The 26826-nt window shown below is 70.5% G+C and carries 27 protein-coding genes and 1 pseudogene; 14 read left to right on the top strand and 14 right to left on the bottom strand.

All coding sequences use genetic code 11. The annotated features are described in order from the left end of the window. Positions 1-122: 122 nt before the first annotated feature. From A4U64_RS25265 to A4U64_RS25250, 4 genes are all read left to right on the top strand, one after another. Positions 123-1466 carry a glycosyltransferase 87 family protein gene (locus tag A4U64_RS25265; protein WP_206530792.1) on the top strand — a complete coding sequence of 448 codons (1344 nt, stop codon included), beginning with the start codon at positions 123-125 and terminating at the stop codon, positions 1464-1466. Then, positions 1463-2062 (top strand): GNAT family N-acetyltransferase, encoded by a 600-nt coding sequence (locus A4U64_RS25260; RefSeq protein WP_006932307.1) that lies wholly within the window; start codon positions 1463-1465, stop codon positions 2060-2062. The genes A4U64_RS25265 and A4U64_RS25260 overlap by 4 nt, the downstream gene beginning before the upstream one ends. 76 nt (positions 2063-2138) lie before the next feature. Continuing rightward, positions 2139-2489, top strand: coding sequence for a CD225/dispanin family protein (locus A4U64_RS25255; protein ID WP_006932305.1), 351 nt, complete (start codon positions 2139-2141; stop codon positions 2487-2489). 11 nt (positions 2490-2500) lie between these two features. Beyond that, positions 2501-2914, top strand: coding sequence for a DUF2752 domain-containing protein (locus A4U64_RS25250; RefSeq protein ID WP_006932304.1), 414 nt, complete (start codon positions 2501-2503; stop codon positions 2912-2914). Between the two features lie 99 nt (positions 2915-3013). Here A4U64_RS25250 and A4U64_RS25245 read toward each other — a convergent pair whose 3' ends face one another. From A4U64_RS25245 to A4U64_RS25235, 3 genes are all read right to left on the bottom strand, one after another. Further along, positions 3014-4591: a glycosyltransferase family 87 protein gene (locus A4U64_RS25245; protein ID WP_050036158.1), complete on the bottom strand. Its 1578-nt coding sequence runs from the start codon at positions 4589-4591 to the stop codon at positions 3014-3016. Between the two features lie 9 nt (positions 4592-4600). Beyond that, on the bottom strand, positions 4601-7117 hold the full coding sequence (locus A4U64_RS25240) for a transglycosylase domain-containing protein (protein ID WP_231385975.1): 2517 nt from the start codon (positions 7115-7117) through the stop codon (positions 4601-4603). 346 nt (positions 7118-7463) lie between these two features. After that, complete coding sequence (locus tag A4U64_RS25235) at positions 7464-7865, bottom strand: DUF5318 family protein (protein ID WP_029546710.1); 402 nt, start codon at positions 7863-7865, stop codon at positions 7464-7466. A gap of 115 nt (positions 7866-7980) precedes the next feature. On the opposite strand from A4U64_RS25235, the gene A4U64_RS25230 reads away from it, so the two are divergent. The 5 genes from A4U64_RS25230 to A4U64_RS25210 all read left to right on the top strand — a co-directional run bounded on the left by A4U64_RS25230 (position 7981) and on the right by A4U64_RS25210 (position 11969). Beyond that, positions 7981-8811: a DUF1707 SHOCT-like domain-containing protein gene (locus A4U64_RS25230; RefSeq protein ID WP_029546711.1), complete on the top strand. Its 831-nt coding sequence runs from the start codon at positions 7981-7983 to the stop codon at positions 8809-8811. Between the two features lie 23 nt (positions 8812-8834). Next, on the top strand, positions 8835-9662 hold the full coding sequence (locus A4U64_RS25225) for a DUF1707 SHOCT-like domain-containing protein (RefSeq protein ID WP_065923289.1): 828 nt from the start codon (positions 8835-8837) through the stop codon (positions 9660-9662). Next, entirely contained in the window at positions 9659-10210 is a 552-nt protein-coding gene (locus A4U64_RS25220; RefSeq protein WP_231385976.1) for a hypothetical protein, read from the top strand. The genes A4U64_RS25225 and A4U64_RS25220 overlap by 4 nt, the downstream gene beginning before the upstream one ends. A 120-nt stretch (positions 10211-10330) precedes the next feature. Continuing rightward, entirely contained in the window at positions 10331-10888 is a 558-nt protein-coding gene (locus tag A4U64_RS25215) for a PadR family transcriptional regulator (protein WP_006932293.1), read from the top strand. After that, positions 10881-11969, top strand: coding sequence for an inositol-3-phosphate synthase (locus tag A4U64_RS25210; RefSeq protein ID WP_006932291.1), 1089 nt, complete (start codon positions 10881-10883; stop codon positions 11967-11969). The genes A4U64_RS25215 and A4U64_RS25210 overlap by 8 nt, the downstream gene beginning before the upstream one ends. Positions 11970-12065: 96 nt before the next feature. On the opposite strand, the gene A4U64_RS25205 is transcribed toward A4U64_RS25210, so the two are convergent. The 3 genes from A4U64_RS25205 to A4U64_RS25195 are packed head-to-tail and all read right to left on the bottom strand — an operon-like array spanning position 12066 to position 15132. After that, positions 12066-12818 carry an SDR family oxidoreductase gene (locus A4U64_RS25205; protein ID WP_006932290.1) on the bottom strand — a complete coding sequence of 251 codons (753 nt, stop codon included), beginning with the start codon at positions 12816-12818 and terminating at the stop codon, positions 12066-12068. After that, on the bottom strand, positions 12815-13885 hold the full coding sequence (locus tag A4U64_RS25200) for a phosphotransferase family protein (protein ID WP_043800920.1): 1071 nt from the start codon (positions 13883-13885) through the stop codon (positions 12815-12817). The genes A4U64_RS25205 and A4U64_RS25200 overlap by 4 nt, the downstream gene beginning before the upstream one ends. Continuing rightward, entirely contained in the window at positions 13882-15132 is a 1251-nt protein-coding gene (locus A4U64_RS25195) for an acyl-CoA dehydrogenase family protein (protein WP_065923288.1), read from the bottom strand. The genes A4U64_RS25200 and A4U64_RS25195 overlap by 4 nt, the downstream gene beginning before the upstream one ends. An 82-nt stretch (positions 15133-15214) precedes the next feature. Here A4U64_RS25195 and A4U64_RS25190 point away from each other — a divergent pair, with 82 nt between their 5' ends. Beyond that, positions 15215-15778, top strand: a complete 564-nt coding sequence (locus A4U64_RS25190; RefSeq protein WP_006932287.1) for a TetR/AcrR family transcriptional regulator — start codon at positions 15215-15217, stop codon at positions 15776-15778. A 223-nt stretch (positions 15779-16001) separates the two neighbouring features. Here the strand turns inward: A4U64_RS25190 and A4U64_RS28955 are convergent. After that, a pseudogene (locus A4U64_RS28955) lies at positions 16002-16475 on the bottom strand (class I SAM-dependent methyltransferase); the annotation flags it as partial. A gap of 116 nt (positions 16476-16591) precedes the next feature. Between A4U64_RS28955 and A4U64_RS25185 the strand changes: the two are divergent. Next, a complete protein-coding gene (locus A4U64_RS25185) occupies positions 16592-17296 on the top strand; it encodes a TetR/AcrR family transcriptional regulator (RefSeq protein ID WP_065923287.1) in 705 nt (234 codons plus the stop codon). Here the strand turns inward: A4U64_RS25185 and A4U64_RS25180 are convergent. The 6 genes from A4U64_RS25180 to A4U64_RS25155 all read right to left on the bottom strand — a co-directional run bounded on the left by A4U64_RS25180 (position 17199) and on the right by A4U64_RS25155 (position 24147). Beyond that, the gene (locus A4U64_RS25180) at positions 17199-19400 is read right to left on the bottom strand and encodes a transglycosylase domain-containing protein (protein WP_442971930.1); all 2202 of its coding nucleotides are present in this window, start codon (positions 19398-19400) and stop codon (positions 17199-17201) included. The genes A4U64_RS25185 and A4U64_RS25180 overlap by 98 nt on opposite strands. A 110-nt stretch (positions 19401-19510) precedes the next feature. Then, the gene (locus A4U64_RS25175) at positions 19511-19708 is read right to left on the bottom strand and encodes a hypothetical protein (RefSeq protein WP_006932283.1); all 198 of its coding nucleotides are present in this window, start codon (positions 19706-19708) and stop codon (positions 19511-19513) included. Next, positions 19705-20556 (bottom strand): carbohydrate ABC transporter permease, encoded by an 852-nt coding sequence (locus tag A4U64_RS25170; protein WP_006932281.1) that lies wholly within the window; start codon positions 20554-20556, stop codon positions 19705-19707. Before A4U64_RS25170 ends, A4U64_RS25175 begins: the two co-directional genes overlap by 4 nt. Then, positions 20553-21635 carry a carbohydrate ABC transporter permease gene (locus A4U64_RS25165; protein WP_065923285.1) on the bottom strand — a complete coding sequence of 361 codons (1083 nt, stop codon included), beginning with the start codon at positions 21633-21635 and terminating at the stop codon, positions 20553-20555. The genes A4U64_RS25170 and A4U64_RS25165 overlap by 4 nt, the downstream gene beginning before the upstream one ends. A gap of 14 nt (positions 21636-21649) precedes the next feature. Further along, positions 21650-22927 carry an ABC transporter substrate-binding protein gene (locus A4U64_RS25160; protein ID WP_006932272.1) on the bottom strand — a complete coding sequence of 426 codons (1278 nt, stop codon included), beginning with the start codon at positions 22925-22927 and terminating at the stop codon, positions 21650-21652. A gap of 146 nt (positions 22928-23073) precedes the next feature. After that, on the bottom strand, positions 23074-24147 hold the full coding sequence (locus tag A4U64_RS25155) for an ABC transporter ATP-binding protein (protein WP_029546720.1): 1074 nt from the start codon (positions 24145-24147) through the stop codon (positions 23074-23076). Between the two features lie 85 nt (positions 24148-24232). On the opposite strand from A4U64_RS25155, the gene A4U64_RS25150 reads away from it, so the two are divergent. Both A4U64_RS25150 and A4U64_RS25145 read left to right on the top strand, forming a co-directional pair. After that, a complete protein-coding gene (locus A4U64_RS25150) occupies positions 24233-25042 on the top strand; it encodes a DUF2786 domain-containing protein (protein ID WP_065923284.1) in 810 nt (269 codons plus the stop codon). Beyond that, positions 25039-25554: a TIGR04338 family metallohydrolase gene (locus A4U64_RS25145; protein ID WP_006932256.1), complete on the top strand. Its 516-nt coding sequence runs from the start codon at positions 25039-25041 to the stop codon at positions 25552-25554. Before A4U64_RS25150 ends, A4U64_RS25145 begins: the two co-directional genes overlap by 4 nt. A gap of 26 nt (positions 25555-25580) precedes the next feature. Here the strand turns inward: A4U64_RS25145 and A4U64_RS25140 are convergent, their stop codons facing one another. Next, positions 25581-25802, bottom strand: a complete 222-nt coding sequence (locus A4U64_RS25140; protein WP_029546723.1) for a CsbD family protein — start codon at positions 25800-25802, stop codon at positions 25581-25583. Between the two features lie 292 nt (positions 25803-26094). Here A4U64_RS25140 and A4U64_RS25135 point away from each other — a divergent pair, with 292 nt between their 5' ends. Beyond that, on the top strand, positions 26095-26826 hold the full coding sequence (locus A4U64_RS25135; protein ID WP_029546724.1) for a hypothetical protein: 732 nt from the start codon (positions 26095-26097) through the stop codon (positions 26824-26826).

Here is a 26826-nt window from a genome sequence, read left to right as displayed (position 1 = left end):
ATCACCTCCTATGGACTATGGGCGGTCACGGACGGTCCGTGACAGGAGGGTCGTTGCGTCAGCAACCCATGCAGGCTACACGATGCGCCCTTGACCAGCGAAATTCGCCTAGGGTGAAGAACATGCGCACGAGTTCCCGGACGCCCGCGCTCGTCGCCGTCGTGACGTGCGCGCTCGCCATGTGGCTCGGCTACCTGAACAAGGCCCGCTGCGCCGCACCACCGTTCGACCCGCAGGGGCGCAGCGTGCGTTTCGACGCGGTCAAGGACGCCACGGTCTGCTACTCCGACATCCAGCAGTTGTGGATCGGTCGCGGCATCAACCTGCACCTGTTCCCGTTCCTCGACGGCGGCATCACCCGCGACGGCGTGCTCACCGGCGGCACCGTCGAGTACCCGGTGCTCAGCGGCATCCTCATGTGGGTGGGGGCCCTGCGCGCCGACACCGACGCCGAGTTCCTCCTGCACTCCGCGCTGCTGCTGGCACCGTTCGGCCTGCTCGTCGCCTGGTACCTCGGCCGGCTGGCCGGGTGGGCCGCGCTGCTCTGGTCGGCCACGCCGCCCCTCGTGATGTACGCGTTCCTGAACTGGGACCTGCCCGTCGTCGCGACCACCGTCGGGGCCGTCGCCGTGCTCGGGGTGCGCCGCTGGCCGCTGCGCACCCGCGCGGTGATCGCCGCCGTCCTGCTCGCCGTCGGGTTCTGTCTCAAGGTGTATCCCGGCATCTTCGTGCTGCCGCTGATCGCATACGTCCTCACCGGCGGGGACGAGCCCGGGCCGCGGCGGGACGTGCGGGGCGCGGTGGCGGTGGGCGCCGCGGCGGCGGCGACGGTGATCGCCGTGAACCTGCCGTTCGCGCTGCTCGGGTATCCGGGGTGGCGCGCATCGTTCGAGTTCCAGGGCAACCGCGCGGCCGACGCCACGAGCAATTCGATCTGGTACTGGGGGCTGCGGCCCCTCGTCGGGGGCTATCAGGACACCGAGGTCACGGCCGAGTACAACGACCTCGTCTCCGTCGTCTCGCCGTTGCTGATCTGCGCCGCCTTCGCGCTGGCGCTGTGGCTGGGGTGGCGGCGGTACCGTCGCGACGGCTGCTATCCCTGGGTGGCGGTCGGCGCCGCGATGCTGTGCGGATTCCTGCTGCTGCACAAGGTGCATTCGCCGCAGTACACCCTGTGGTTGCTGCCGTTCCTGGTGCTGCTGCGGGTGCGGTGGCCGCTGATCGTCTCGTACCTCACCGTGGACCTCGCGATCGGCATCGGCGTGTTCCTGTGGTTCGACGCGACCATGACCCGGACCGACACCACGATCCCGCTGCTGCTCACCCTCGTCGGGGTGTGGGGCCGGGCCGTGCTGCTCGTCGTACTGTTCTTCGTGTTCGCCGGCGCGCCGCTGCGCCGGCCCGACCCGACCCCACCCGACGAGGAGCGGCCCCGGATGCCGGCGATGAGCGGAAAACCCGGATGAGCACGGCCTGGTACGAACAGCCGGCGCTCGACGGCACGCGGATTCGCCTCGAACCGCTGGCCGCGGGACACGCGCCCGGCCTGCTCGCGGCCGTCGACGATGCCGACGCGATCTTCCGGTGGACGTCCGCCGACCTCCGGACACGTGACGACGCCGACGCGTTCGTCCGTACCGCGCTCGACGATCCGGACCGCCTGCCGTACGCGGTCGTCGACAAGTTCGTCGGCGCCGTTGTCGGCACCACGTCGTACTACCTGATCGATCCCCGGCACCGGACGCTGGCGGTCGGGCACACGTGGCTCTCGCGCGCGGTGCACGGTGGCGCCGCCAATCCCGAGTCGAAACTGCTGTTGCTGCGCCGCGCCTTCGACGATCTCGGCGCGGTCCGCGTGGAGTGGCACACCGACGAACACAACGCGCAGTCGCGCGCGGCGATCACCCGGCTCGGCGCCGGGTTCGAGGGCTTGCTGCGCAAGCATCGGCGGCGCCGCGACGGCAGCTGGCGCACCACCGCGCTGTTCGCGATGACCGACGACGACTGGCCGGCCGCCCGGGTGGGTCTCGAGGCGCGGGTGGCCGACCGCCTCGCCAGGTGACCGCGGCTGGTCTACCCTTCCGCGCGGGGGGACCCCGGAACAGGCTGGGATCCCGATGGGGTGATCGAGGACGACGATGAGCGACTATCCGCAGTACCCGCCGAACAATCCGGGCGGTTATCCCCCGCCGGGCGGATACGGGTACTACCCCGGCCCGCAGTTCGGGCCGCCGCCCGAGAACAACCTGGTGTGGGGCATTCTCACGACGATCCTGTGCTGCCTGCCGCTCGGTGTCGTCTCGATCATCAAGGCGAGCCAGGTCAACTCCCTGTGGGCGCAGGGCCAGTTCGATGCCGCACGCCGGGCGGCCGACGACGCGAAGAAGTGGGCGATCTGGTCGGTGGTGGCGAGCGTGGCGGTGTGGGTGGTGATCGTCGTCTTCTACATCGTCGTCCTCGCCGCGGCGGTCTCGTCGTCGAGCTACTGAGGCATCCGGTCGTGCAGACGCTCGCCGCCCGGCTCGCCGCACCCGTCGGGGTGGCGGCCGTGTCGGCGTGTGTGTGCGCCGCCGTCGCGTGGGCCGACCCGACGACGCCGGGCGGCCCGATCCCGCCGTGCCCGACCCGCGTCCTGTTCGGCATCTGGTGTCCCGGGTGCGGATCGTCGCGGATGCTGTATTCGCTGCTGCATCTCGATGTTCCGGACGCCCTGCGGTACAACGCGCTCGGGGTGCTCGCCGTGCTTCTCCTGGGGTGGTCGTTCGCCGTGTGGACGGCCGGCCGGGTCCGTGACCACCGGATCGCCCAGTGGTACCAGTGGCGGTGGGCGCCGCAGCTCGTGCTGTGGGTCGTGCTGGGCTGGTTCGTCGTCCGCAACCTCCCCGTCGCGCCCTTCAACGCGCTCCGCGTGTAGACGGCGCTCGTCGCGGACGAGCACTTGCGCGCGAAAATGCTTCCCGCGCAAGTTTTTACGCGCGCAGGCAGCACCCGTCGCGCGCGGCTCGGGCCGGGGCTACGGGACGGTGCTCGTCGCGGGTGTCTGCCGATCGGCCGATTCGGGAGGTGATGTCCGCCGGATGCCGGGACGGAGACGGCCCGGGAGCCGGCGCGGGGGAGCGTCGGGGGCATGGTCGAGCACGCCACCCACGGGGTCGTCGACGAAGCCGTAGCGCACGAGATCTTCGGCCGGCCGGAGAATCTGCCGGACGACGAGCGCGCACAGCGCCACGACCGCGAGGTCGCGCAGCAGGACGGTGGTCGTGAACCACTGCTCGGGCAGGCCCTTGTTCTCGGCGCCGAGATAGAAGTACATGCGCGGCACCCAGACGAGGGCGTCGATCGTCATCCACGCCAGCAGGATCCGCCGGTGCGGCAGAGCCAGCACGGCGAGCGGCACCAGCCACAGCGAGTACTGGGGGCTCCACACCTTGTTGGTGAGCAGGAACGCGGCAACCACGAGGAAGCACAGCTGGGCGAGGCGGGGGCGGCGCGGAGCCGTCCATGCGAGCCACGCGATGCCGGCGCAGGCCACGGCGAACAACAGCAGCGACACCGAGTTCAGCGTGGAGGTGTCCCAGCCGGACCAGCCGGTCAGCGACCGCACGACGTTGTAGATCGAATCGGGGTCTGCGCCGCGGTCGGTGTTGAGCCGGAAGAACTCGGCCCAGCCGCGCGGGTAGAGGACCATGATCGGCAGGTTCACCACGAGCCACGCGACGGCCGCGGCACCGGCCGCCTGCCCGAGCGCCCGCAGCTTCCCGGTGCGCAGGCACAGCAGCAACAGCGGGCCGAACAGCAGCAGCGGATACAGCTTGGTGGCGGCACCGAGTCCGAGCAGCACCCCGGCGAGCACCGGTCGCCGTCGCGCCCAGGCCAGCAACCCGCCGGCCGCGAACGCGGTGGCGAGCGCATCGAAGTTGGTGAAGGCGTGCACGACGACCAGCGGCGAGGCGGCGACGAGCGCCGCGTCCCAGATGCGGCGGCCGGCGGAGAGGGCGGTGGCCCACACGGTGGCCAGCCAGGCCATGGCGAGACCGACGGCGACGATGTCGAAGTAGATCGCCACCTGCAGGCCGCCCGGAAGCCACGACGTGGCGTCCCAGGCCTTCGCGGCCCGCATCGAGACGTACTGGTAGAGGCCGGCGAGGACCGGATACTCCATGTACCGGACCTGGGTCTGCCCGTCCGGGCCGGGCTCCTCCCACGACGTCTTGTACGGGAAGGCGCCGGTACTCAGGCGTTCGGCGCCGTAGAGCGGCACGACGTCGGAGTAGCACATGGCGACGTACTGCCGGTTGTCGCTCCAGTCCAGTCCGAGCGCGCCGCCCTCGCCGACCGGTCCCTGCTGGATGCAGGCGGCCTTGGTGAACCAGCCGAGGGCGAGGAACACCACCGCGAGGAGCAGCATCGCGCGCAGCGGCGTGAAGAAGCGAGTGCGTCCGAGCAGGGCGTACCGCCCGACGGGTCCGCCGATGACGGTGGACAGGCGCGACACCGTCGGGTCGGTCCATCCGGGTGCGTCGCGCCAGTCCGCGGATCGGCGGTCTGCGACGAGCGGACCCGGCGACGCGAGCTCTCTCTTCTCGGTCACCCCGCGAGGCTACCCGCCGGGTGTGGCGCCGACGGGGTCCTCCTGGAACCGGCTGTTGCCGGACTGCTGGTCTTCACCGGTGCCGGTCGAGTCGTCCTGTGTCCCGAAGCCCGGCGTGTCCGCCTCCGTGGTGGGAGTCGGCGTGGGCACCCGCTGCGTGGTCGTCTGCGGCGCCACCCCCGGCATGGGGATGGTCACGCCCGGGAGGATCTCGACGTTGCGGGTCGTGATCTCCGGCGGCGTGGGCAGCTCCGGCGTCGTCCGCTCGGTCGTCGTGGGGGTCGGCGTCGTGGTCTTCGGCGGCGCCGGCGCGGAGTACGCCGGCACGCCGGCCTGTCCGGCGATCGGTTCGGGCGTCGGGAACTTCTCGACGTCGGTGCCGTCGAGGGCGCCGTCCATCGTGTCCTTCCAGATGTCCGACGGCAGGCCGGAGCCGTAGATCATGCCGCCCCAGCTGTTCTCCAGGGGCAGGCCCTGTTCGGTGCCGACCCACACGGCCGTGGACAGCGACGGCGTGTAGCCGACCATCCAGGCGTCCTTGTTCGAGCCGGTGTCCCCGAGCTGGGCGGTGCCGGTCTTGGAGGCGGACGGCCGGCCGCCGGCGAGGGCGTGCCCGTTGGAGTACGCGGCGATCGGCATCATCGCGGCGGTGGTGTTGTCGGCGACGGCCTCGTCGACCCGCTGTTCCCCGGCCGGGGTGCCGCGGTCGAGCAGCACCGTGCCGTCGGCGGTGACGACCTTCTGCACGAAGTAGGGCTCGTGGTAGGTGCCGGACGCGGCGAGCGTCGCATACGCCGACGCCATGTCGATCACGCGGGACTGGTACTGCCCGAGCACGATGCCGTAGTTGGGGCCGACGCCGCCCGGCTCGGTGAGGGTCTCGCCGACCCCGGGGATCTCCTCGGGGATGCCGAGCTGGTGCGCCATGTCGGCGATGGCCTGCGGGCCGTTGTCCATCTCGAGCATCATCCGGTAGAAGCTGGTGTTGAGCGACCGCTTCAGCGCCTCGGCGATGGTGCAGGTGCCGCAGTTCTCGCCTTCGACGTTGCCGATCGAGATGCCGTTGACGGTGAGCGGGCCGCTGTCGTACATGGCGGACAACGGGTTGCCCTGGTCGAGGTTGGCGGCCAGGCCGAACACCTTGAACGACGATCCGGTCTGCAGGCCGGACTGGGCGAAATCGAACCCGGCGCCGTCGTCGCCGCCGTAGTAGGCGCGGACGGCGCCGCTGCGCGGATCGACGGACACGACGGCGGTGCGCAGCTCCTCCGGCTCGCCCTCCATGTTGGTGCGGACGGCGTCGAGCGCGGCCTCCTGCGCCTGTGGGTCGATCGTGGTGGTGATCTGGAGTCCCTCGGTGTTGAGCAGGGTCTCGTCGATGCCTTCCTCGGAGAGCTCCCGGAGCACCTGGTTGCGCAGCAGGCCCTCCGGCCCGTTGCTCTGGCCGCCGTTGTCGACCTCGGCCAGCGGCACGTACCGCGGGTACTGCATCGACGCCCGGTCGGCCGCGTTCAGGGTGCCGGCGGACACCATCCCGTCGAGGACGTAGTTCCAGCGCGCCTGGGCGCCCTCCGGGTTGGTCTCCGGGTCCAGCAGCGACGGCAGCTGGATGGAGGAGGCGAGCACCGCGCCCTCCTCGACGCTGAGCTCGCCGACCGGCTTGCCGAAGTACGCCGTGGAGGCGGCGGCGATGCCGTACGCACCGCGCCCGAAGTAGATGGTGTTCAGGTAGGCGGCGAGGATGTCGTCCTTGGACCACTGGTTGGCCATCTTGGACGCGAGGACGAGTTCCTTCATCTTGCGGGTGAGGGTGCGCTCGGAGCCGACCAGCGCCGTCTTCACGTACTGCTGGGTGATGGTCGAACCACCGCCGGCGCTCTCCCGGCCGAGGATGTTGTCGCGGGCCGCGCGGGCGAAGCCGCTGACCGAGAATCCCGGGTTGCTGTAGAAGTCGCGGTCCTCGGCGGCGAGCACGGCGTTGCGGACGTGCTCGGGAATCTCGTCGAGCCGCACCTCGGTGCGGTTGCCTTCGGGCGGCACCACCTTGGTGATGACGGTCGAGCCGTCGGCCGCGTAGACGGTGGCCACCTGGTTGGTCTTCAGGTCACCGGGTCGCGGGACCTCCTGGACGACGTAGGCCAACATGAACGCGAGGATGGGCAGTACCAGAGCCAGCGCCACGGCCGCGTAGCCGACGCGCCGCACGGTGCGCCAGCGCGTCGACTTGGGCTCGCCACCACCGCGGGGCGGCTCGTCGCCACCGCCGCGCGCGGTGGGCGGAGGCGTGGGGGGACGCCCGCCGGGCCCGGGCGGGCCGCCGGCCGGCCGGTTGGGCGGCTGCTGACGGTTCTGGTTCGGCACCGGGGGCCGGTTCTGGGGCGGCAGTTGCCGGGTGCGGTCCTGCGGCGGCTGCTGCGGTCGCGGCGCTTGTGGGTTCCCCGCGGCGAACTGCTGCGGCGGGTACGGCTGCGGCCCGCCCTGCTGGGGGCGCGGCTGCGGCGGATAGGGGCGTCCCGGAGGCGGCATCCGCCGATCCATGGGCGGCCCACCCCCGGGTGCGCGTCCGGGCGGGGGTCCCCCCACGGGTCCCGGTCGCCGCGGCGGCGGGGGACCTGCCGGTCCGTTCCCGTGCGGCGGCCTCGGCCGTTCGCCCTGCGGATCGTTGTGGGGGGAACTCACGTACTCATCTCCAACCGGTAGCGCGGACGCGGTGGCACGCGTCCTCGTTTCACGTCTGCAGACTTCGGTCTCGTCGGGCAGCGCGCGTTCGGGCAGTGCAGTGTTCTTCGGGCAGTGCAGTGTCACAAGGGGACGGAGTCACCGGGGACGGGGTCACCGGGGACGGGGCGGTTCAGCAGGGGTCGCGCACGGCTCACTCGCTCGCGGTGCGGCGGCTCTGGCCGGTCGACCTGCGGCGGGGCCGCTTGGGCGCGGGTTCCGCCCCCAGGACATAGGACTGGACAAGGTGGTTCCAGCTGCACGTGCGGCACACCTCGACCACGTGGACGGAGAACTCCTCCTGGCTGGCGGCCAGGCGGACCAGTTCCTCCGCGGTGCGGGCCGACCCGGACACCGGGCCGAGCTTGTCGCCGAACACCCACGACACGAGTGTCAGCTGCTCCTTGCGGCAGATCGGGCAGACCACGTCACTGCCCCGACCGTGGAACTTGGCGGCGCGGAGCAGGTAGGGGCTGGCGTCGCACACCTCTGCGACGCCGGTCCGCCCCGAGTAGACCTGGGCGAGCAGCGACCTGCGCTGCAGCGCGTAGTCCACCACCTGCCGCTGTATCCGCACGGGTCCAGAGTACGTGCGGACGGCACGTGGGTGGGCGGGGTGTGGGGCGCGCGACTGCGCGACGCGCCCATATCGGGCGTTCTAGGCTGCCCGGGTGGTGAGCCGACACACGCCGCGAACGCGGGCACGCGACATCGACCGGGCACTGGTCTGTGGCCGTCTCGACACCGCCTACGCCGACGGCCAGCTCGATTTTGGGGAGCACCGGGATCGGACGGCCCGGGCGATGTCCGCAAAGACGCTGGGCGAGCTCGCGGACCTGGTCCGCGACCTGCAGCCACCGGAGGATTCCGGGGACCTCGCAGCGCCGCCGTCGGGCCGCCGGCCCGGTCTGCGCCGGGCCGCCGCCGTGACGGTCGCGGTGGCGGCTGCGGCGGCCGGCGCGGCGGTGATGCTGTCGGATGGGGACGGCCCGGCGCCGGGACCCGCGGCGGTGCGGGAGCAGCCCGCCGCGCCGGTGGCGGTCCCCGACGACGGTGTCGATCCGATCGTTGTGACCCCGGTCCGGCCGCTCGAGCCCGGCGGGTTCGAGGCGGTTCTCGCGGCGGTGCGGGACCGCTTCGGCAACACGGTCGTGTACCGGCTGGTCCTCCGTCCGGAGCGGGCCCACATCGAACGGGCGCTGCCGGACGAGCCGGGCCGGATCGCGACGTACACCTACGCGGGTGGGGCACTGCGGGCCCAACCGGTGACGGTGCAGCGCTTCCCCGGCTACCAGGACTTCGACCTCGGCGCGGTCGACGCGGGGGCCGTGACCGCCCGGATCGCGGAGGCGCCCGCGCTGGTCGGCCTGCCCGGCGGCACGGTCTCGCACGTGTCGTTCGCCCACGACGGCACCCCGGCGGTGACCATCTACGTCGAGTCCGGCGACGGCACGCGGTACGTGAAGATTCTGTTCGACGGCGGCGTGCTGGGCGTGTTCTGAGCTGCGTCGTTACGATCTCCCGCATGATCGGCCGCCATTCGCCTTCCACCAGGGCACGCGACGCCGATCGGGCTGCGGTCCGGGCGCGGCTCGACGCGGCGTATGCGGACGGTCAGCTCTCGGGCGCCGAGCACGAGGTCCGGGATGCGCGTGCCGGTGCGGCGGACACGCTCGGCGAGCTCGACGAACTGGTCGCCGACCTGCAGGCGAGCCCGGGCGCCGCCGCGGCGGCACGGGTCCGCGCCTGGGGTCCCTGTGTGTTCGCCGGGGCCGTGGTGACGGCGGCGGTGGTGGCGGGGGTGGCGACGTTCCACTGGGTGCGCGCCGACCCGCCACCCGCCGAGGCGCAGCAGGCGCTGCACCTCGACCCGGCGGCGCTGCGACCGGTCGTGGTGCCGACGCCGAGCCTGGTGACCCGGGCGGGCCTCGAGCAGTACCGGGCCGATCACCTGGCGGCGTTCGGGGACGCGCTCGTCGACAAGGTGGACTTCTTCGAGCAGCACGCGAGCATCACCCGCTCCGTCCCCGACGTCCCGGACCGCATGGTGTCGTACACCTACCGCGGCGGTTTCGACCCGGACCATGCGCCCCGGACCCGTGCCGTGGACACCCCGGTGGTCGACCTGGCGACGCTGGATGTCGACGAGATCGCCCGCTACGTTGCGGGGGCGCCGCAGAGCGTCGGCGTGCCGGACGGCACGGTCGGCCACATCTCCGTCGGCTTCTCGTACGACCAGCCGTCGATGCGCATCTTCGTGCGCAACACGGCGGGCGAGACCGGATTCCTCGAGGTGACGCCGCAGGGCGAACTGATCGAGCTGCACCGGTTCGAGAACCGGGGGGCCCGGTGAGGGCCCGGCGTGTGGTGATCGCGGCGACGACCGTCGCGGTGGGGGCCGTGACGGGCGCGCTGGCGGGAGTCGTCGGGAACGCGGCGGACGGGCCGGAGCCGCTGCCGGACCTGACGTCGCCGCAGGGGCTGGCCCGGTTCGTCGAGGACTATCGGGCCGAGTTCGGCGACACGCTGGTCGACGACCTGACCCTGTTCCCGGAGCATGCGTCGTTCGACCGGGCGGTGGCCGGCGATCCGCACCGGTATCTCTCGTACACCTTCGACGGCGAGTTCGACTCGTGGAGCAGTCCGAGTACCCGGCCGTCGGATGCGGTGGCCTTCGATCTGGCGGGCCTGGACCTGGTCGCGGTGTCGGAGATGATCCTCGGCGCTCCCGCGACGCTGCGGGTGCCCGACGGCCGGGTGGAGCAGGTCGGCGTCGACGTCGACGACGAGGGCCGGGCCACGGTCGTGGTCCACGCGCAGCGTCCCGGCACCGATCAGGGCGGGCATCTCGTCTTCGCGTTCGACGGCACGCCGATCGCGGTGTTCCCGTACGAACCCTGACCGATTTACCGATACCCGTTGTTACATGCACTCCGATCCAGTATCGTCCTATATATCGGTGCGATATAATCGACAATCGCATCACTCGGATAAGTTCATCGACACGGTGGAGGAGGCCCTTTGCTCGAGCTGGCAATCCTCGGGCTGCTCCTCGAGTCGCCCATGCACGGCTACGAGCTCCGCAAACGACTGACCGGACTGCTCGGCGCGTTCCGCGCCTTTTCCTACGGTTCCCTCTACCCGACGCTGCGACGTATGCAGGCCGACGGACTCATCGAGGAGGACTCGGGAGCACCCGGCACCGTCATGCGACGAGCCCGTCGCGTGTACCAGCTCACCCCGGAGGGCCGTAAGCGCTTCTCCGAGCTGGTGGCCGACACCGGGCCGCAGAACTACACCGACGACGGTTTCGGCGTGCACCTCGCCTTCTTCAGCCGCACCCCCGCCGAGGCGCGGATGCGGATCCTCGAGGGCAGGCGCCGCCAGGTCGAGGAGCGCAGAGAAGGGCTCCGCGACGCAATCGGGCGGGCGAGCGGCACCTTGGACCGCTACACCCGTCAGCTTCATCAGCTCGGGCTCGAGTCGAGCGAGCGCGAGGTCCGCTGGCTCAACGAATTGATCGCCGCCGAGCAGTCGACAGCACAACGCAACACAGAAGGAGAACCCGACCATGGGTGAGAACAGCACCTCGGTGCGCGTGGCCATTGTAGGCGTGGGGAACTGTGCCTCGTCCCTGGTCCAGGGCGTCGAGTACTACAAGGACGCGGAGGCGGGCACCACCGTTCCGGGCCTGATGCATGTCGAGTTCGGCCGGTACCACGTGCGCGACGTCCAGTTCGTCGCCGCGTTCGACGTGGACGCGAAGAAGGTCGGCTTCGACCTCTCCGAGGCGATCTTCGCCAGCGAGAACAACACCATCAAGATCGCCGACGTGCCGCCGAGCGGCGTCACCGTCCAGCGCGGCCACACCCTCGACGGCATCGGCAAGTACTACGCCGAGACCATCGAGCTCTCCGAGGCCGAGCCCGTGGACGTCGTGCAGGCACTGAAGGACGCGAAGGTCGACGTGCTCGTGTCCTACCTGCCCGTCGGTTCCGAAGAGGCCGACAAGTTCTACGCCCAGTGCTGCATCGACGCCGGCGTCGCCTTCGTCAACGCGCTGCCCGTGTTCATCGCCTCCGACCCGGAGTGGGCCGCCAAGTTCACCGAGGCCGGCGTCCCGATCGTCGGCGACGACATCAAGTCGCAGGTCGGCGCCACCATCACCCACCGCGTGATGGCGAAGCTGTTCGAGGACCGCGGTGTGCAGCTCGACCGCACCATGCAGCTCAACGTCGGCGGCAACATGGACTTCAAGAACATGCTCGAGCGTGAGCGCCTCGAGTCGAAGAAGATCTCCAAGACCCAGGCCGTCACCTCCAACCTCAAGAAGGAGATGGGCGCCAACGACGTCCACATCGGCCCGTCCGACCACGTCGGCTGGCTCGACGACCGCAAGTGGGCGTACGTCCGCCTCGAGGGCCGCGCCTTCGGTGACGTGCCGCTGAACCTCGAGTACAAGCTCGAGGTGTGGGACTCGCCCAACTCGGCCGGCATCATCATCGACGCCATCCGCGCCGCGAAGATCGCCAAGGACCGCGGCATCGGCGGCCCCGTGCTGCCGGCCTCCGCCTACCTGATGAAGTCCCCGCCGGTCCAGATGGCCGACGACAAGGCTCGCGCCGAGCTCGAGGCCTTCATCATCGGCGCCGACGCCTGATCCGCGGCTTCCACCGCCTCTGTGGCCGAATGTCACATTCCTTCGATCCAACTGAAGGAATGTGACATTCGGCCACTTCGCGTCGGGGGCGGGAACTCACACCATCCGGCTGACGACGGACAGCGGCAGCACCTTCATCGCATAGGCGAGCGGCGTCCACGGCCAGCTCGGGACGTACGCCTTGTGCGGTTCCTTCTCGATCGCGGCCGCCAGCGCGCGGCACCCGGTCTCGGTGTCGACGATGAACGGCACGTTCTCGACCTTCTCGTTGATCTCCGAGCGGATGAACCCCGGGAAGATCGTGCTCACCCGGATGCCCGTGCGGGCCAGGTCCGCACGCATGCCCTCGCCGAGCGCCGCGACGGCGGCCTTCGACGCCGCGTACGTCGTGAGATTGCGCGGCATCCCGCGCACCGCACTCACCGACGAGATCAGCACCACGTGACCGGCGTTGCGGGGGCGCATGAGCTCGAGGGCGGCCTCGCTCTGCGCCAGTGCGCCCAGGAAATTGGTGTTCGCCGTCTGCGCATTGGCGCGGAAGTAGCCCGTGCCCAGCGGCTGTCCCTTGCCCAGGCCCGCGTTGACGATCACCCGGTCGAGGCCGCCGAGTTCGTCGTCGAACTCCCGGAACACCGTGAACACGTCCTCGTGCCGGTCCACGTCGAGCCGCCGCACCGCGACGGTGATGCCCGGGTGCTTCGCGAGCAGTTCGTCGCGCAACTCCTCGAGTCGCTCGATCCGTCGCGCCGCGAGGGCGAGGTTGCGTCCCCGCGCGGCGAATTCGCGGGCCATGCCGGCGCCGAGGCCGGAGCTCGCGCCGGTGATCAGGATGTTCCTCCGCGTGCTCATGCGCGTCCCCCCTCGATCTCGTCGATCAGCGTGTTGCACCGCGAGTCCAGGTAGCCGACGATCACCCAGAAGTCCTTGAACGCCGGGTTGGTGGTCTGCCCGTGGTGGTAGCGGTAGTAGATCTGCTGGGCGATCACCGCGAGCCGGAAGAGCCCGAAGACCTCGTAGAAGCCCCAGTTGTCCACGGCAAGGCCGGTCTTCTGCGAGTAGTAGTCGACGATCTCGCGGCGGGTGAGCATGCCCGGCAGGTCCGACGGCTGCCGCTTGGTGGCGACCAGCATCGGATCGTCGTCCGCCTGCACCCAGTAGGCGAGGGACGAGCCGAGATCCATGAGCGGATCGCCGACGGTGGCCAGCTCCCAGTCCAGCACCGCGACGGGCTGCAGCGGGTCGTGCTCGTCGAGCACCACGTTGTCGAGCCGGAAGTCCCCGTGGATGACCGCCGATGCCACGTCGGCGGGCTGGGTCTCGTCCAGCCACTTGGTGACCCGCGCGAAGTCCGGGACGTTCTCGGTGCGCGCCTTCTCGTAGCGCGCGGTCCATCCCGCGACCTGGCGCGCGACATACCCCGAGCCGCGACTGAATTCGCTCAGACCCGTGGACGCGGGGTCGACGCCGTGCAGTTCGACGAGCAGGTCGACGATCCGCAGGCACAGCGTGCGGGTGCGCTCGGGTGTCAGGTCGAGCTCGGCCGGCGGGTTCGCCCGCAGGATCGTCCCCGGTACCCGCTCCATCACGTAGAAGTCGCTGCCGAGCACGCTGTGGTCGGTGCACAGGCCGACCATGCGCGGCACGTACCGGTAGGCGGGCGCGAGCAGCGACTGGATGCGGTACTCGCGGACCATGTCGTGACCGGAGGACGGCTTGGCTCCCACCGGCGGCCGGCGCAGCACGAGGTCCCGGTCGGGGTAGCGCAACAGATAGGTGAGATTCGAAGCGCCACCGGAGAACTGGTGGACCTCGGGGGTCCCGGCGATGCCGGCGTGCTCGCCGAGCCAGGCCGCGACGGCCGCGACGTCGAAGGCGTCCTCGTCGCGGACGGCGCGGGCGTTGTCGGGAATCGTCACTTGCGCCCCTCCGGGTTGTTGTACTTGCCGAGTTCGAAGCGGGCCACCAGGCCCTGGTGCACCTCGTCAGGGCCGTCGGCCAGGCGCAGCGCCCGCGCGGCCGTCCAGGCACCGGCGAGCGGGAAGTCGTCCGAAAGACCTGCGCCGCCATGGATCTGGATGGCGAAGTCGATCACCTGCTGCACCACGCGCGGGGTGGCGACCTTGATCTCGGAGACGGCGGAACGCGCGCCGGACAGGCCCTGGGTGTCGAGCAGCCAGGCGGTGTTCAGCACGAGCAGCCGCAGCTGATTGATCGCGATGCGGGCGTCGGCGATGCGCTCGCGGTTGCCGCCGAGGTTGACCAGGGGCTTGCCGAACGCGACGCGGTCGAGGCCCCGGCGGCAGGCGAGTTCGAGGGCGTGCTCGGCGAGCCCGATCAGGCGCATGCAGTGGTGGACGCGGCCGGGACCGAGGCGTCCCTGGGCGATCTCGAATCCGCGGCCGGGGCCGGCGATGATCGCGTCGAGCGGCAGGCGCACGTCGGTGAACGACACCTCGCCGTGGCCGCCGGGCTCGTCGTAGAAGCCCATGGCGGACAGCATCCGCTCGACCCTCACCCCGGGGGTGTCGATCGGCACCAGCACCATCGAGTGCTGCTGGTGCTTGGGTGCGTGCGGGTCGGTGAGGCCCATGAAGATGAGGATCTTGCAGTCGGGGCTGCCGATGCCCGTGCTCCACCACTTGCTTCCGTTGAGCACCACCTCGTCGCCCTCGACGACGGCGGTGGCCGCCATGTTCGTCGCGTCCGAGGACGCGACACCGGGCTCGGTCATGCAGAACGCCGAGCGGATCTCGCCGTCGAGGAGGGGACGCAGCCAGCGTTCCTTCTGTTCGGGGCTGCCGTAGTGGTAGAGCACCTCCATGTTGCCGGTGTCCGGGGCGTCGCAGTTGAAGATCGACGACCGGAACGGGGAGCGGCCCATCTCCTCCGCCAGGGGGGCGTATTCGATGTTCGACAGGCCCGCACCGAGTTCGGAATCGGGGAGGAAGAGGTTCCACAGGCCCTGGGCGCGGGCCTTGCGCTGCAGTTCGCGGAACTCGTCGGGCACCGACCACGTCGCGGCACCCGAGCTGTCGCCGCGCGCCGCGAAGGGGGCGACCCGCTCCCGGCGCAGCCGCTCCTCCACGGGCACCACCTCGGTGGCGACGAAGCTGCGCAGCCGCTCGAGATACTCGCGCGAGCGTTCCGATTGACCGAAATCCATGAGGCCTCCGTGGCTCTAACTGAGCAATGCTTAGTTAGACTAGCCGGGCGCGCAGCACACCATCAAGAGGGAGGGACCATCCGTGAGCACCGAGAAGCGGCGGCGCCTGCCTCCGGAGGAACGCAAACGCCAGCTCGTCGCCATCGGCCTGCAGGAACTGGCCGCCCGGCCCATCCATGCGTTGTCCGTCGACCGGGTCGCCGAGATCGCCGGGATCTCCCGGGGTCTGCTGTTCCGCTACTTCCCCACCAAACAGGACTTCTACGTCGCCGTCGTGGCCGCGGCCGCGCGGCGCCTGCTGCGGGCCGCGGTCCCCGATCCCGACGACACCGATCCGTTGCGCGCCGTCGTGTATGCCTTCGTCTCGTTCATCGACCGGCACGGGCAGAACTATCAGGCGCTGTTCCACGGCGGATTCGGCGCCGACCCACAGATCCGGGAGATCCGCGAGGCCATGCGGGGCACCATGGTCGAACGGACCCTGACCGCGCTCGGCACCGAGGGCGACGCATGGACGATCATGCGGTTGCGGGGCTGGTGGGCGATGGTCGAGTCGCTCTCGATAGACCGGACCGCCGAGCCGTCCGTGTCGGTCGACGACGTCGTCGACCATGCCGTCCGGCTAATCCGCGAGGACCGGGTCTGACCGCCACCAGGCAGCCGGTCGACGGCCGGATCTCGTGGAAGGCCGGCTCGTCGAATCCGGCCCTCCGCAGTGCGCCGGCGTAGTTGCGGACGTCGACGGCGGCGATCGGGTCGACCGCCCGGGCGACGTCCGATGCGCCGGCCTCGTCGTGACGGTGGCGCATCGCACGGGTCAGGACCCGCACCGTGATCGGGCGGATCCGGTCGGTGGGGTACATGTCGGCGAGCAGCAACCGGCCGCCCGGACGGAGCACCCGGAAGAACTGGGCCAGCGCGTCGTCGCGCCGGCTTTCGGGGATGTGGTGCATCGAGAACGTCGCGGTCACCGCGTCGAACGACTCGTCGGGGTCGTCGAGCTCCTGCGCCGTACCGACGCGGAACTCGCAGTGGAGCAGCCTTCGCGCCCGTGCGGTCGCGTGGTCGATCATCTGCCGCGACGGGTCCACCCCCACCACGTGCCCCGTGGGACCGACCCGCTCGGCCAGAACGCGGGCGAATGCCCCCGGTCCGCAACCGATGTCGAGAACGGCCTGCCCGCGCTGGAGGCCGAGCAGGTCCGCCGCCGCGGCGTCGACCCGCGATCGCCGACCGGCGAAGAAGATCGTGTTGAAGGCGGCATAACCACGGACCCGGGTGATCAGCACCCCCGGTCCGTCGTCGTGGACGGTGGACTGTCGCTGGAAGTCGTTGTGTCTCATGGCTCCATGGTTACGACGGTCGCCGCGCGACGCCAGGAGCGAAACCCCGGAAAGTGTCCGGTTCCGGACACTCGGGCGCACAATGTGCGGTAACGCCGACGACCGCAGGAGAACCCGTGCCGCCCACCGAGGACCGCCGGGTCCGACGGACCCGCAACGAACTGCACCGAGCGCTGATCGAGTTGCTCACCGAGAAGGGCTACGACCGCGTCTCCGTCCGCGACATCCTCGATCGCGCCGACGTCGGCCGCTCCACGTTCTACCACCACTTCCGCGACAAGGACGACCTGCTGGTGGTCAGCTGCACCGAATACGTGCAGCGGGCCGTCGAGGAACGCGCTCGGGGACGGCGGACGCCGTGGGGACCGGTGCGCACCGTGTTCGACCTGTGCGAGCAGCACCCGCGGTTGTACGAGGCGCTGGCCGGCCGGCGCAGCGACGCCGTGCTCGTGCGCGCCACCACCCACATGGTCCACGAGGTCCTCGCCGGCCACCTGCGCGAACAGTGCGAGGCGGGGGAGGCGGAGTGCGATCCGGCGGTGCGGTTCCTCGCGTGGGGGATCGTCGGCCTGTTCGGTCCTGTCGCCGCGGGCGAGCTGACGGCCGCGCAGGCGTTCGCCACGTTCGAGGCCGCGGCGCGACCGTGGCGTCTCTCGGACCCCGGGCCGGTCCGACCCGGGGGTCCGGCGGCGGTACCGCTCACCCCCACGGCGGCGCCATCACCTATCCGGGAATCTGGATCGTCACGCCCGGCAGGACCTCGATCTGCTGCGGCACCTGGATCTCCGGCGGCAGCTCCACCGGCGGCGCCGGGATCGTGATCGGCGGCAGCTCCGGCAGCTGCAGCTGGGGCAACTGCACGGGCGCCGGGGCGTTGTTCGACGGGGCCGTCACCCCGGTGTCGACGGGCACGCCCGCCTGCCCGCCGATCGGCTCGGGCCACGGGAAGCTCTCGACCTCGGTGCCCTCGAGGGCACCGTCCATCGTGCCCTTCCAGATGTCCGACGGCAGCATCGAACCGTAGATCGACCCACCCCAGCTGTTCGTGATCGCGGTGCCGTCCGGCGTGCCGACCCACACCGCGGTCGACAGCGACGGGGTGTACCCGACCATCCAGGCGTCCTTGTTCAGGCCGGTGTCACCGAGCTGGGTGGTCCCGGTCTTCGCCGCCGACGGCCGCCCGCCCGCGAGCGCGTGTCCGCGCGAGTACGCGGCGATCGGCTGCATCGCCTGCGTGACGTTGTCCGCGACGGCCGGGTCGAGGCGCTGCTCGCCCGGGGACGCGGGCCGGTCCAGCAGCACCTCGCCCTCCGCGTTGACGACCCGCTGCACGAAGTACGGCTGGTGGTAGGTCCCCGACGCGGCGAGCGTGGCGTACGCCGACGACATGTCGATCACCCGCGACTGGTACTGGCCCAGCACGATGCCGCCCTCCGGCGCGCCGCCGTTGTGGCTGAGCGTGGGGCCCTCGATGCCGGGAATCTCGAGCGGGATGCCGGCCTCGTGGGCGGCGTCGGCGATCTTCTGCGGCCCGTCCTCCATGGCCAGCATCAGCCGGTAGAAGCTGGTGTTCAGCGACCGCTTCAGCGCCTCCGCGATGGTGCACACGCCGCACGACTCGCCCTCGACGTTGCCGATCTCGAGATTGCCGACGGTCAGCGGAGCGCTGCTGAACCGGGCGTTCAGGCCGATGCCGTCCTTCAGCGCCGCGACGAGGCCGAACACCTTGAACGCCGAGCCGGTCTGCACGGGTGCCTGCGCGAAGTCGAACCCGGCGCCCTCCTCGCCGCCGTAGTACGCCCGGACCGCGCCGGTGCGCGGATCGATCGACACGACAGCCGTGCGCAGGTTCGCCGGTTCGCCCTCGAGGGTCTCGCGAGCCGAGTCGATCGCCGCCTGCTGCGCCCGCGGATCGATCGTCGTCGTGATCTGCAGGCCCTCGGTGCTGAGCACCTGGCCGCTGATGCCCGCCGCCTCGAGCTCGCGGATCACCTGGGTGCGCAGCAGCCCCTCCGGCCCGCCGGCCTCGTTGGCCTGCGTCGCCTGCGCGGCCGGCACCGTCGGGGGGAACTCCTGGGCGTCGCGTTCGGCGGTGTCGAGTTCGCCCATCTCGACCATGCCGTCGAGGACGTACTTCCAGCGCGCCTCGATCGCCGGCCGGTTGAACTCGGGGTCGAGCGCCGACGGGGTCTGGATCACTCCGGCGAGCACAGCGCCCTCGGCCACCGACAGCTCCCCGACCGGCTTGCCGAAGTACGCCTGCGCGGCGGCGGCGATGCCGTAGGCGCCGCGGCCGAAGTAGATGGTGTTCAGGTACGACTGCAGGATCTCGTCCTTGGACCACTGCCTGGCCATCTTCGTCGAGATCACCAGCTCCCGCATCTTGCGGGTGACGGTCCGGTCGGCGCCGACGAGCACGTTCTTGACGTATTGCTGGGTGATGGTGGACCCGCCGCCGGCGGTTTCCTTGCCGAGCACGTTGTCGCGGGCCGCGCGAGCGAAGCCGCTGACCGAGAAGCCCGGGTTGCTGTAGAAGTTGCGGTCCTCGGCCGAGAGCACGGCGTTGCGCACGTGCTCCGGGATCTCCGCGAGGTCGACCTCGACACGGTTGCCCTCGGGTGGCACGATCCGGCTCAGCTCGGTGGTACCGTCCGCGGCGTAGACCGTCGCGACCTGATTGGTCCTCATGTCCGACGGGCGGGGCACGTCCGTCGACATGTACGCCACCGCGAACGCGAGCGCCGGCACGAGCACCAGAACGGCCACCACGGCGAGCGCGATGTTGCCGACGATGCGCCACCGCCGCGCTTTCGCAGCGGCGGTGGGTTTCCTGTGCTGGGGGTTCGACGGGGTCGTAGAACTCACACGTACCACTTTCTCGGAAAGATCCGGGTCCGACGAATGATCGCACCCTCTCGATCGCATGGTACGGAGTTCCGTCCCGATGTGACGGGTACCGCAGGCCGCGCGGACACCGCCCGGCCCGCGCGCCCCGGCGGACAAACCGCCTCCGAGCTGCGGCGATACGGCACCCCTCAGGAGCCCGCGCGCCGCCAGGCCCGGAACGTCAGCCCCCACGCCGCCACGCACCCGAGCAGCACCAGCGACGGGACCACCCCGGGCGAGGCGGACAGCAGCTCGGCGACCGCACCGACCAGCGCCAGCAGCGTGACCATGGTCAGGAACCCGAGCAGCAGCTCGAGCCGCTGCCGGCGCGACGGCCGGCGGCTCACGACTTGACGCCGCCGGCGGTCAGGCCCGCGATGATGCGACGCTGGAAGATCAGCACCATCACCACCAGCGGCACCATCACCAGGGTGCCGCCCGCCATGATCGACGCATACGGCGTCACATACGGGTCGGTCCCGGTGAACCGGGCCATCGCCACGGTCACCGGGGCGGTCTTCTCGCTCGACAGCTGCGACATGAGCAGGAACTCGTTGACGGTCGCAATGAACGCGAGGATCGCGGTGGTGAACAGCGCCGGCGCCGCGAGCGGCAGCATGATCATCCGGAACGCCTGGCCCCGGCTGGCGCCGTCCATGCGGGCGGCCTCCTCGAGCTCCCAGGGCAGCTCGGAGAAGAACGAGGTCAGCGTGTAGATCGTCAGCGGCAGCACGAACGAGATGTTCGGGATGATCAGGGCCTTGTAGCTGCCGATCCAGCCGATGTCGGTGAACAGTTGGAACAGCGGCGTCACCAGTGCGACGACGGGGAACATCGATGCGCCGAGGATGATGCCGGTGACGAAGTACTTGCCGCGGAAGTCGAACCGGGACAGCGCGTAGGCGGTGAAGACACCGACCAGCAGCGCGATCGCGGTGGTGGCCCCGGCGATGATCACGCTGTTGAGCAGCGCCCGGGAGAAGTTGACCTTCGCGGACGGGTCCAGGGCGTCCGCGAAGTTCTGCAGCGTCGGGTTCGTCGGCCACGGCGTGGTGCTGAACGTGTCCGCCGGGTCGCGCAGCGCGGTGACGATCATCCAGTAGCACGGGGCCAGGCCCCACACGACGATGAGTGCGACGCCGGCGTAGGTGCCGATGCTGCCGCGCAGGGCCTTGCCGGTGCCCGGTCGGCTCATGTCGGGGTCCCCTTCCGCTGTTCTTCCTGCGTGCGCACCGCGTTGGCGCCGAGGAACCGGACCAGGACGAACGCCACCGCGAAGATGATGAGGAACGTGATCGTCGACAGGGCCGACGCGGAGTTCGCGCCCTGGCGCATCTGGTCGACCACCAGCACCGAGATGGTGGAGGTGGCCGGGTTGGAGCCCATCATGATGGCGGGCAGGTCGTACATGCGCAGCGCGTCCATCGTGCGGAACAGGATCGCGACCATGAGCGCCGGCTTCACCAGCGGCAGCGTGATCTGGGTGAACCGCTGCCAGGCGGACGCGCCGTCGACCTTGGCGGCCTCGTACACGTCCGACGGGATCATCTGCAGCCCGGCCAGGATGAGCAGCGCCATGAACGGAGCGGTCTTCCACACGTCGGCGACGATGATCGCGAACCGCGCGGGCCACGGGTCGGCCGTCCACAGGATCTCGGTGCCGAGGATCTGGTTGGCGATGCCGTCGTTGGCGAAGATGAAGAACCACAGCTTCGCGGTGACCGCGGTGGGGATCGCCCACGGCACCAGCACCGACGCGCGCAGCAGGCCGCGACCGCGGAACGACTTCGCCATCACCAGCGCCATCGCGAACCCGATGACCGTCTCCAGCGCCACCGTCACCACGGTGAAGAAGAAGGTGTTGCCCACCGAACCCCAGAACTGCGAGCCGAGGGTGCCCGGCGGGCACGGGATCGAGCCCGTCGCGGTGCCGCAGCTCTGCGTGATCCAGCGGACGTAGTTCTCGACGCCGACGAAGCCGCCGGTGACGAACCGGCCCGTCTCGGGATCGAGCTTCTTCGCGTCGCCGTGGAACGACATCCACACCGCCCGGCCGAGCGGATACAGGATGACGACGGCCAGCACGACCAGTGTCGGCGCGACGAACGCCCACACCGGTATCCGCCGGCGCGCCTTCACTGCCGCGGCCGGCGGCTCGGGGGGCTCGGGAGCCCGGTGCCGGCCGCCTCCACGGCCACGGTCGGGACCGATCACTGCGGTCCCGACCGTGGTGGTGGGCGACTGGTCCGCGGGCTCGACCTGCGGCTTCGCCATGTACTACTCCTGCATCAGTTGCCGGCGGTCTCGATGCCGGCCTTGGTGTCCGCGAGCGCCTGATCCACCGTCTTCTCACCGCGGATCGCCGCGTAGGCGTTGTCGCGGATGGCCTTGGAGACCTGCGAGTAGTACGGGGTGACCGGACGCGGCTGCGCGTTGGCCAGGGATTCCTTCAGCGTCGCGAAGTACGGGTACTGCTCGAGGATCTGCGGGTCGTCGTAGACCTCCTCGAGGACCGGCGCGCCACCGGCCTCGGCGTAGTAGGTCTGCGACTTGCGCGTCTGCATGAACTCGAGGAAGTCGCGGGCGGTCGCCGGCGCATCGGAGAACGCGCTGATGCCGACGTTGTAGCCGCCCAGGGTGGAGGCGCCGGGGCCGTCCACGCCCGGCAGCACCGCGATGCCGTAGCGGCCGGCGACCGACGAGGACTCACCGTCGGTGAAGAAGCCCGGCCAGGTGCGCATGAACAGGGCGCGGCCCTCGCCGAAGGCGTTCTGCGACTCGCCCTCGGTGTACGTCTGCGCGGCCTCGGGGATGGTCCCGTCCTTGAACGAGTCGACGACGAACTGCAGCCCCTCGGCGGTCTTGTCGTCGATGGCCGGCGTGGTGCCGTCCTCGGCGACGAAGCTGCCACCGTAGGCGTTGACGATCTCGGAGACGTTGACCGTCAGGCCCTCGTAGTTCTTGAACTGGCCGACGTAGCAGTCGATGCCCGCCTCCTGCGCCTTCGGGCACTGCTCCTTCAGCTCCGCCCACGTGGCGGGGGCCTTGTCGACCAGGTCGGTGCGGTAGTACAGGAACGCGCCGTTGGTGTTCTTCGGCGCCGCGTACAGGGTGCCGTTGTAGGTGGCGGAGTCGACCGTGGCGGGCAGCAGGCCGCCGGTCTCGATCGCGTAGTCACCCTCGAGCGGCCGCAGCCAGCCGTTGGCCGCGAACTCGGCGGTGTTGGTGACGTCCACGGCGATGAGGTCGTACTCGTCGCTCTGGGCCTGCATGCGCTGGGTGATGTCGTCGCGCTGCTGGTCCGCTTCCTTGCCCAGCGGCTTGAAGGTGACCTGCTCGTCCGGGTGCTCCGCGTTCCAGTCGGCGATGATGCTCTCGAGCGCCGTGTTCAGCGGATCCTGACCCTCGACGATCGTGATGGGGCCGCGGCCCTCACCGCCGGCGGCGGTGCCCCCTTCGCTGCCCGAGTCCGAGCCGCCGTCGGAGGAACAGGCCGTGAGCACCAGCAGCGACGCGGCGGACGCCGCGACCGCCGCGCGGCGCATCGCCTTCGAGTTCAGAATCATGAATGACTCCCCGTTGAGATCGTGAGAAAAGCCTCGTCGGCGGCACCCGGCCACCGACATCGGCCCTTACTCTGGCATGGAGGGCACCGGACTGCAGGGATTCCGCGCGACCTTGATCGGTTCCGTGTCGTGCCCTGCCGCTAGGCTCAGCCCAGGCGACGTCCGTCGGATGTGGTGAAGACGTGCACCTGGTCCGGGTCGAACCGCAGGTGCACCCGCTCGCCCTTGTGGGGCGGATTGCGCCAGTCCCCGCGCGCGACGACCTGCTGCGGGCGGCCGGCGATCTGGGCGCGGCCGTAGATGTAGGCGTCGGAGCCGAGTTCCTCGACGACGTCGACGTCCATCCCCAGGCCGTCGGGCGCGATCTCGAAATGCTCGGGACGGATGCCGACCACCACCTCCGACTCGGTGACCCGGCCGACGACGTCGCGCGGCACCTGCACGGCGGTGTCGCCGAGCATCACCCCGCGGTCGAAGACCGGCAGCCTGAACAGGTTCATCGCCGGCGAGCCCATGAATCCGGCGACGAACACGTTGGCGGGCTTGTTGTAGAGCACGCGCGGCGACGCGCACTGCTGCAGAATCCCCTTGTCGAGCACGGCGACGCGGTCGCCCATCGTCATGGCCTCCACCTGATCGTGCGTGACGTAGACGGTGGTGGTGCCGAGGCGGCGCTGCAGCTGCGCGATCTGGGTGCGGGTCTGCACGCGCAGCTTCGCGTCGAGGTTGGACAGCGGCTCGTCCATCAGGAACACCTGCGGCTGGCGGACGATGGCGCGGCCCATGGCGACACGCTGCCGCTGCCCACCGGACAGCGCCTTGGGCTTGCGGTCGAGGTACTGCTCGAGGTCGAGCATCTTCGCGACCTCCTCGACCCGTGCGCGGATCTCCGCCTTCGGCGTCTTGGCGAGCTTGAGGGCGAAGCCCATGTTCTCGGCGACGGACATGTGCGGGTAGAGGGCGTAGTTCTGGAACACCATCGCGATGTCCCGGTCCTTGGGCTCCTGCGCCGTGACGTCGCGGCCGCCGATGAGGATGCGTCCGCTGTGCACCTGTTCGAGTCCCGCGAGCATCCGCAGGGAGGTGGACTTGCCGCAGCCGGACGGGCCGACCAGGACGAGGAACTCGCCGTCCTCGATCTCCAGGTTCAACGCGTCGACGGCAGGCGTGGTCGACCCGGGGAACAGACAGGTCGCGTGGTCGAAGGTCACTGGGGCCATGGCAGGAGAATAGGCGACCCCGTCGCCGTGGTGTCCTTTCGGATCACCACGGGTCCGAAAGGGCACCACGGCGTAGCCTGCCTGGGTGAGTTCGGAGAAGATGCTGACCCGCATCGGTGGCCTGCTCCGTCAGGCGGAATCCACCGACAACCCCCACGAGGCCGACGCGTTCCTCGCCGCCGCGCAGCGGCTGGCCACGGCGGCGTCGGTGGATCTGGCGGTGGCGCGTGCCCACACGGCGGGCCGGGAGCGCCGGGCCACCCCCGTGCAGCGCCTGATCACCATCGGCGAGGCCGGCCGGAAGGGGTTGCGGACGTACGCGCAGCTGTTCCTGGCGATCGCCGCCGCCAACGACGTCCAGTGCGACATCACCACGACGTCGACGGTGATCTACGCCTACGGCTTCGCCTCCGACATCGACGTGTGCGAGGCGCTGTACTCCTCGCTGCTGGTGCAGATGGTCCGCGCCTCCGACGCGTACCTGCGCTCGGGCACCTACAAGGAGGAGACGACGGTGCGCACGGTGGTCGAGACCCGCGGGGGACGGCGGGTGCGGGCCCGGGTGCGCCGGCCCGTCGCGGCCGTCACCGCGCGGCTGAACTTCCAGTCGGCGTTCGCGGCGCGGATCGGCCGGCGGCTCGCGGAGGCGAAGCAGGACGCGGAGCAGGAGGCGGCGGCCGCCGCACCGGGCACGGCCCTGGCACTGCGGGACAAGCAGATCGAGCTGCGAGACTTCTACCGCAGCACGTCCGAGGCGCGCGGCAGCTGGCGCGGGCCGGGGGTGGGGGTGGGGCACTCGTCCGACGCCCGTCGCGCGGGGGACCGGGCGGGACGGCAGGCGCGCCTGGGAACGACTCCGGAACTGCCGACTCCGGCCCGGCGGTTGCCGCGGTGACCCGGCTGCGCGACACCCAGAGGACCGCCGTCTACGAGGCGGAGTCCTTGGTACGCAAGATGTTCGACCGCGCCGACGAGCGCGGACTCCGGGTGGTGGAGCTGGCCGGGTCGCAGGTGACCCTGCCGGTGGAGCGGCGCTTCGCCTCCATTGATTCCGTCCAGGCGTACGTGGACTCGGTGCTGGCGTTGAACTGGGTGCGGGCGCGCTGGTCGCGGGCGTCGGTGCGGGTGCGCGTCCGCGCACGCGCCGGCCATGCCGCCGCTCACTACGAAAGCGATTGCGCCACAATCGCGCTCCCGGAGCACCGCGCGAACACCGCGTGGGCATTCCGCGAGCTGGTGGTGCTGCACGAGCTGGCGCACCATCTGGATGCGTCCGATCCGGACGATCCGGCGGAGCCGCCGCACGGGCCCGCGTTCGTCGACCGGTTCCTGACCCTGGTCGGCGAGATCATCGGGCCCGAGGCGGCGTTCGCCCTGCGCGCCTGCGGCTTCGCCGCCTGCGAATGACACCCGCCGGCGGCGCGCCGGGAGGCTCAGCGGAGATCGGAACGATGTGACCTGTTCTTGAATCGTCCTTGGGCATTCCTTACCGCGTGGGTGAGGTTGTCGCCGAACTGCTTGACGCGCCCGGAGACCTGGCCGCGCCTGCCCACGCTCTGCAGGTTCTTGTTTCCGGTCCGCTTGCCCAGGTTGTACCGGGTCTTGCCGACCACTTCCTCGGCCTTGTGCATCACCTTGTTGGCGAGGTGAGCCATGGTGCCCTCCTTAGCATTTCTGCGGGGACGGAGCCGCGCCCCGTCGAGGGTGGTCATACCCTCGGGGTGCCGCCGGGAAACACCTCCGGGACATACCGATCAGTCCTTTATCACACCCTGATGGTGCCGCACGCGCATTCCTGTTGATCGTCAGCGAACCGATGTTTGAAATGCGTAGTGTGGGCTACACCACATTCGAACCGCACCGCGGGCCCGACGCACCGGACCAGACATCGTGCGCAGCCGAGAACCTGCCCGCATCGCGGCCACTTGCAGGCGAAGGAGAATGGTCATGAAAGGTGGGGCACGAGTTGCCGCCGGGGTGAGTATCGGGTACTTCCTCGGTCGCACGCACAAGATGCGGCTGGCGTTGATGCTCGCGGGGGCAGGCCTGACGGGACGCCTGCCCAGCAACCCGCAGGACATCCTCAAGCGTGGGGCCTCGATGGTCGGGTCCTCACCGGAACTCGTCAAGATCACCGATTCGGTTCGTGGCGAACTGATGAGCGCCGCCCGCGCGGCCGCGGTCACCGCCGCGAGCAACCGGATCGATTCGCTCAACGATCGGCTCCAGCAGCGCGCCGCCGGACGTTCCAAGGCTGCCGAGGAGGAGCCGGAGGAAGAGGAGTACGCCGACGAGGGACCCGAAGACGAGTACGCCGAAGGCGAATACGAGGAGGAGCCGGCCGAGGAGTCCGCCGAGGAGGAGGAGTACCCGGAAGAGGAAGCCGAAGAGGAAGAGGCCGACGAGGAGGAAGAGGGCGCTCCGGAAGAGGCCGAGGAAGCCGAGGAGGAAGAAGCCGAGGAGGAGGAGGCCCCGAAGCCCGCGCGGCGGCGGCCCGCCGCCCGACGGCGTACCGCGGAATCCGCGAGCCGTCCCAAGGCATCCCGGGCCAAGTCGAAGCCACAGGAACCGGACGAGGCCGGCGACGAGGACGAGGAGCCGTCGAAGCCCCGGCGGCGCAGCACCCGCGCCGCGGCATCCGCCACCGGACGCGCTCCGGTCCGGCGGACGAGGAAGTGA

Origin of the sequence: Rhodococcus sp. WB1 (assembly GCF_001700945.1) — a bacterium.
Classification (GTDB): Bacteria; Actinomycetota; Actinomycetes; order Mycobacteriales; family Mycobacteriaceae; genus Rhodococcus; species Rhodococcus aetherivorans.
This window is presented reverse-complemented; position numbering and strand designations above follow the sequence as displayed.

Coding starts and splice junctions, on each gene's coding strand:
- A4U64_RS25265 (WP_206530792.1), top strand. CDS start 123: ATGCGCACGAGTTCCCGGACGCCCGCGCTCGTCGCCGTCGTGACGTGC.
- A4U64_RS25260 (WP_006932307.1), top strand. CDS start 1,463: ATGAGCACGGCCTGGTACGAACAGCCGGCGCTCGACGGCACGCGGATT.
- A4U64_RS25255 (WP_006932305.1), top strand. CDS start 2,139: ATGAGCGACTATCCGCAGTACCCGCCGAACAATCCGGGCGGTTATCCC.
- A4U64_RS25240 (WP_231385975.1), bottom strand. CDS start 7,117: ATGCCGCCTCCGGGACGCCCCTATCCGCCGCAGCCGCGCCCCCAGCAG.
- A4U64_RS25225 (WP_065923289.1), top strand. CDS start 8,835: ATGATCGGCCGCCATTCGCCTTCCACCAGGGCACGCGACGCCGATCGG.
- A4U64_RS25210 (WP_006932291.1), top strand. CDS start 10,881: ATGGGTGAGAACAGCACCTCGGTGCGCGTGGCCATTGTAGGCGTGGGG.
- A4U64_RS25205 (WP_006932290.1), bottom strand. CDS start 12,818: ATGAGCACGCGGAGGAACATCCTGATCACCGGCGCGAGCTCCGGCCTC.
- A4U64_RS25195 (WP_065923288.1), bottom strand. CDS start 15,132: ATGGATTTCGGTCAATCGGAACGCTCGCGCGAGTATCTCGAGCGGCTG.
- A4U64_RS25180 (WP_442971930.1), bottom strand. CDS start 19,400: ATGCGATCGAGAGGGTGCGATCATTCGTCGGACCCGGATCTTTCCGAG.
- A4U64_RS25170 (WP_006932281.1), bottom strand. CDS start 20,556: ATGAGCCGACCGGGCACCGGCAAGGCCCTGCGCGGCAGCATCGGCACC.
- A4U64_RS25165 (WP_065923285.1), bottom strand. CDS start 21,635: ATGGCGAAGCCGCAGGTCGAGCCCGCGGACCAGTCGCCCACCACCACG.
- A4U64_RS25160 (WP_006932272.1), bottom strand. CDS start 22,927: ATGATTCTGAACTCGAAGGCGATGCGCCGCGCGGCGGTCGCGGCGTCC.
- A4U64_RS25155 (WP_029546720.1), bottom strand. CDS start 24,147: ATGGCCCCAGTGACCTTCGACCACGCGACCTGTCTGTTCCCCGGGTCG.
- A4U64_RS25140 (WP_029546723.1), bottom strand. CDS start 25,802: ATGGCTCACCTCGCCAACAAGGTGATGCACAAGGCCGAGGAAGTGGTC.
- A4U64_RS25135 (WP_029546724.1), top strand. CDS start 26,095: ATGAAAGGTGGGGCACGAGTTGCCGCCGGGGTGAGTATCGGGTACTTC.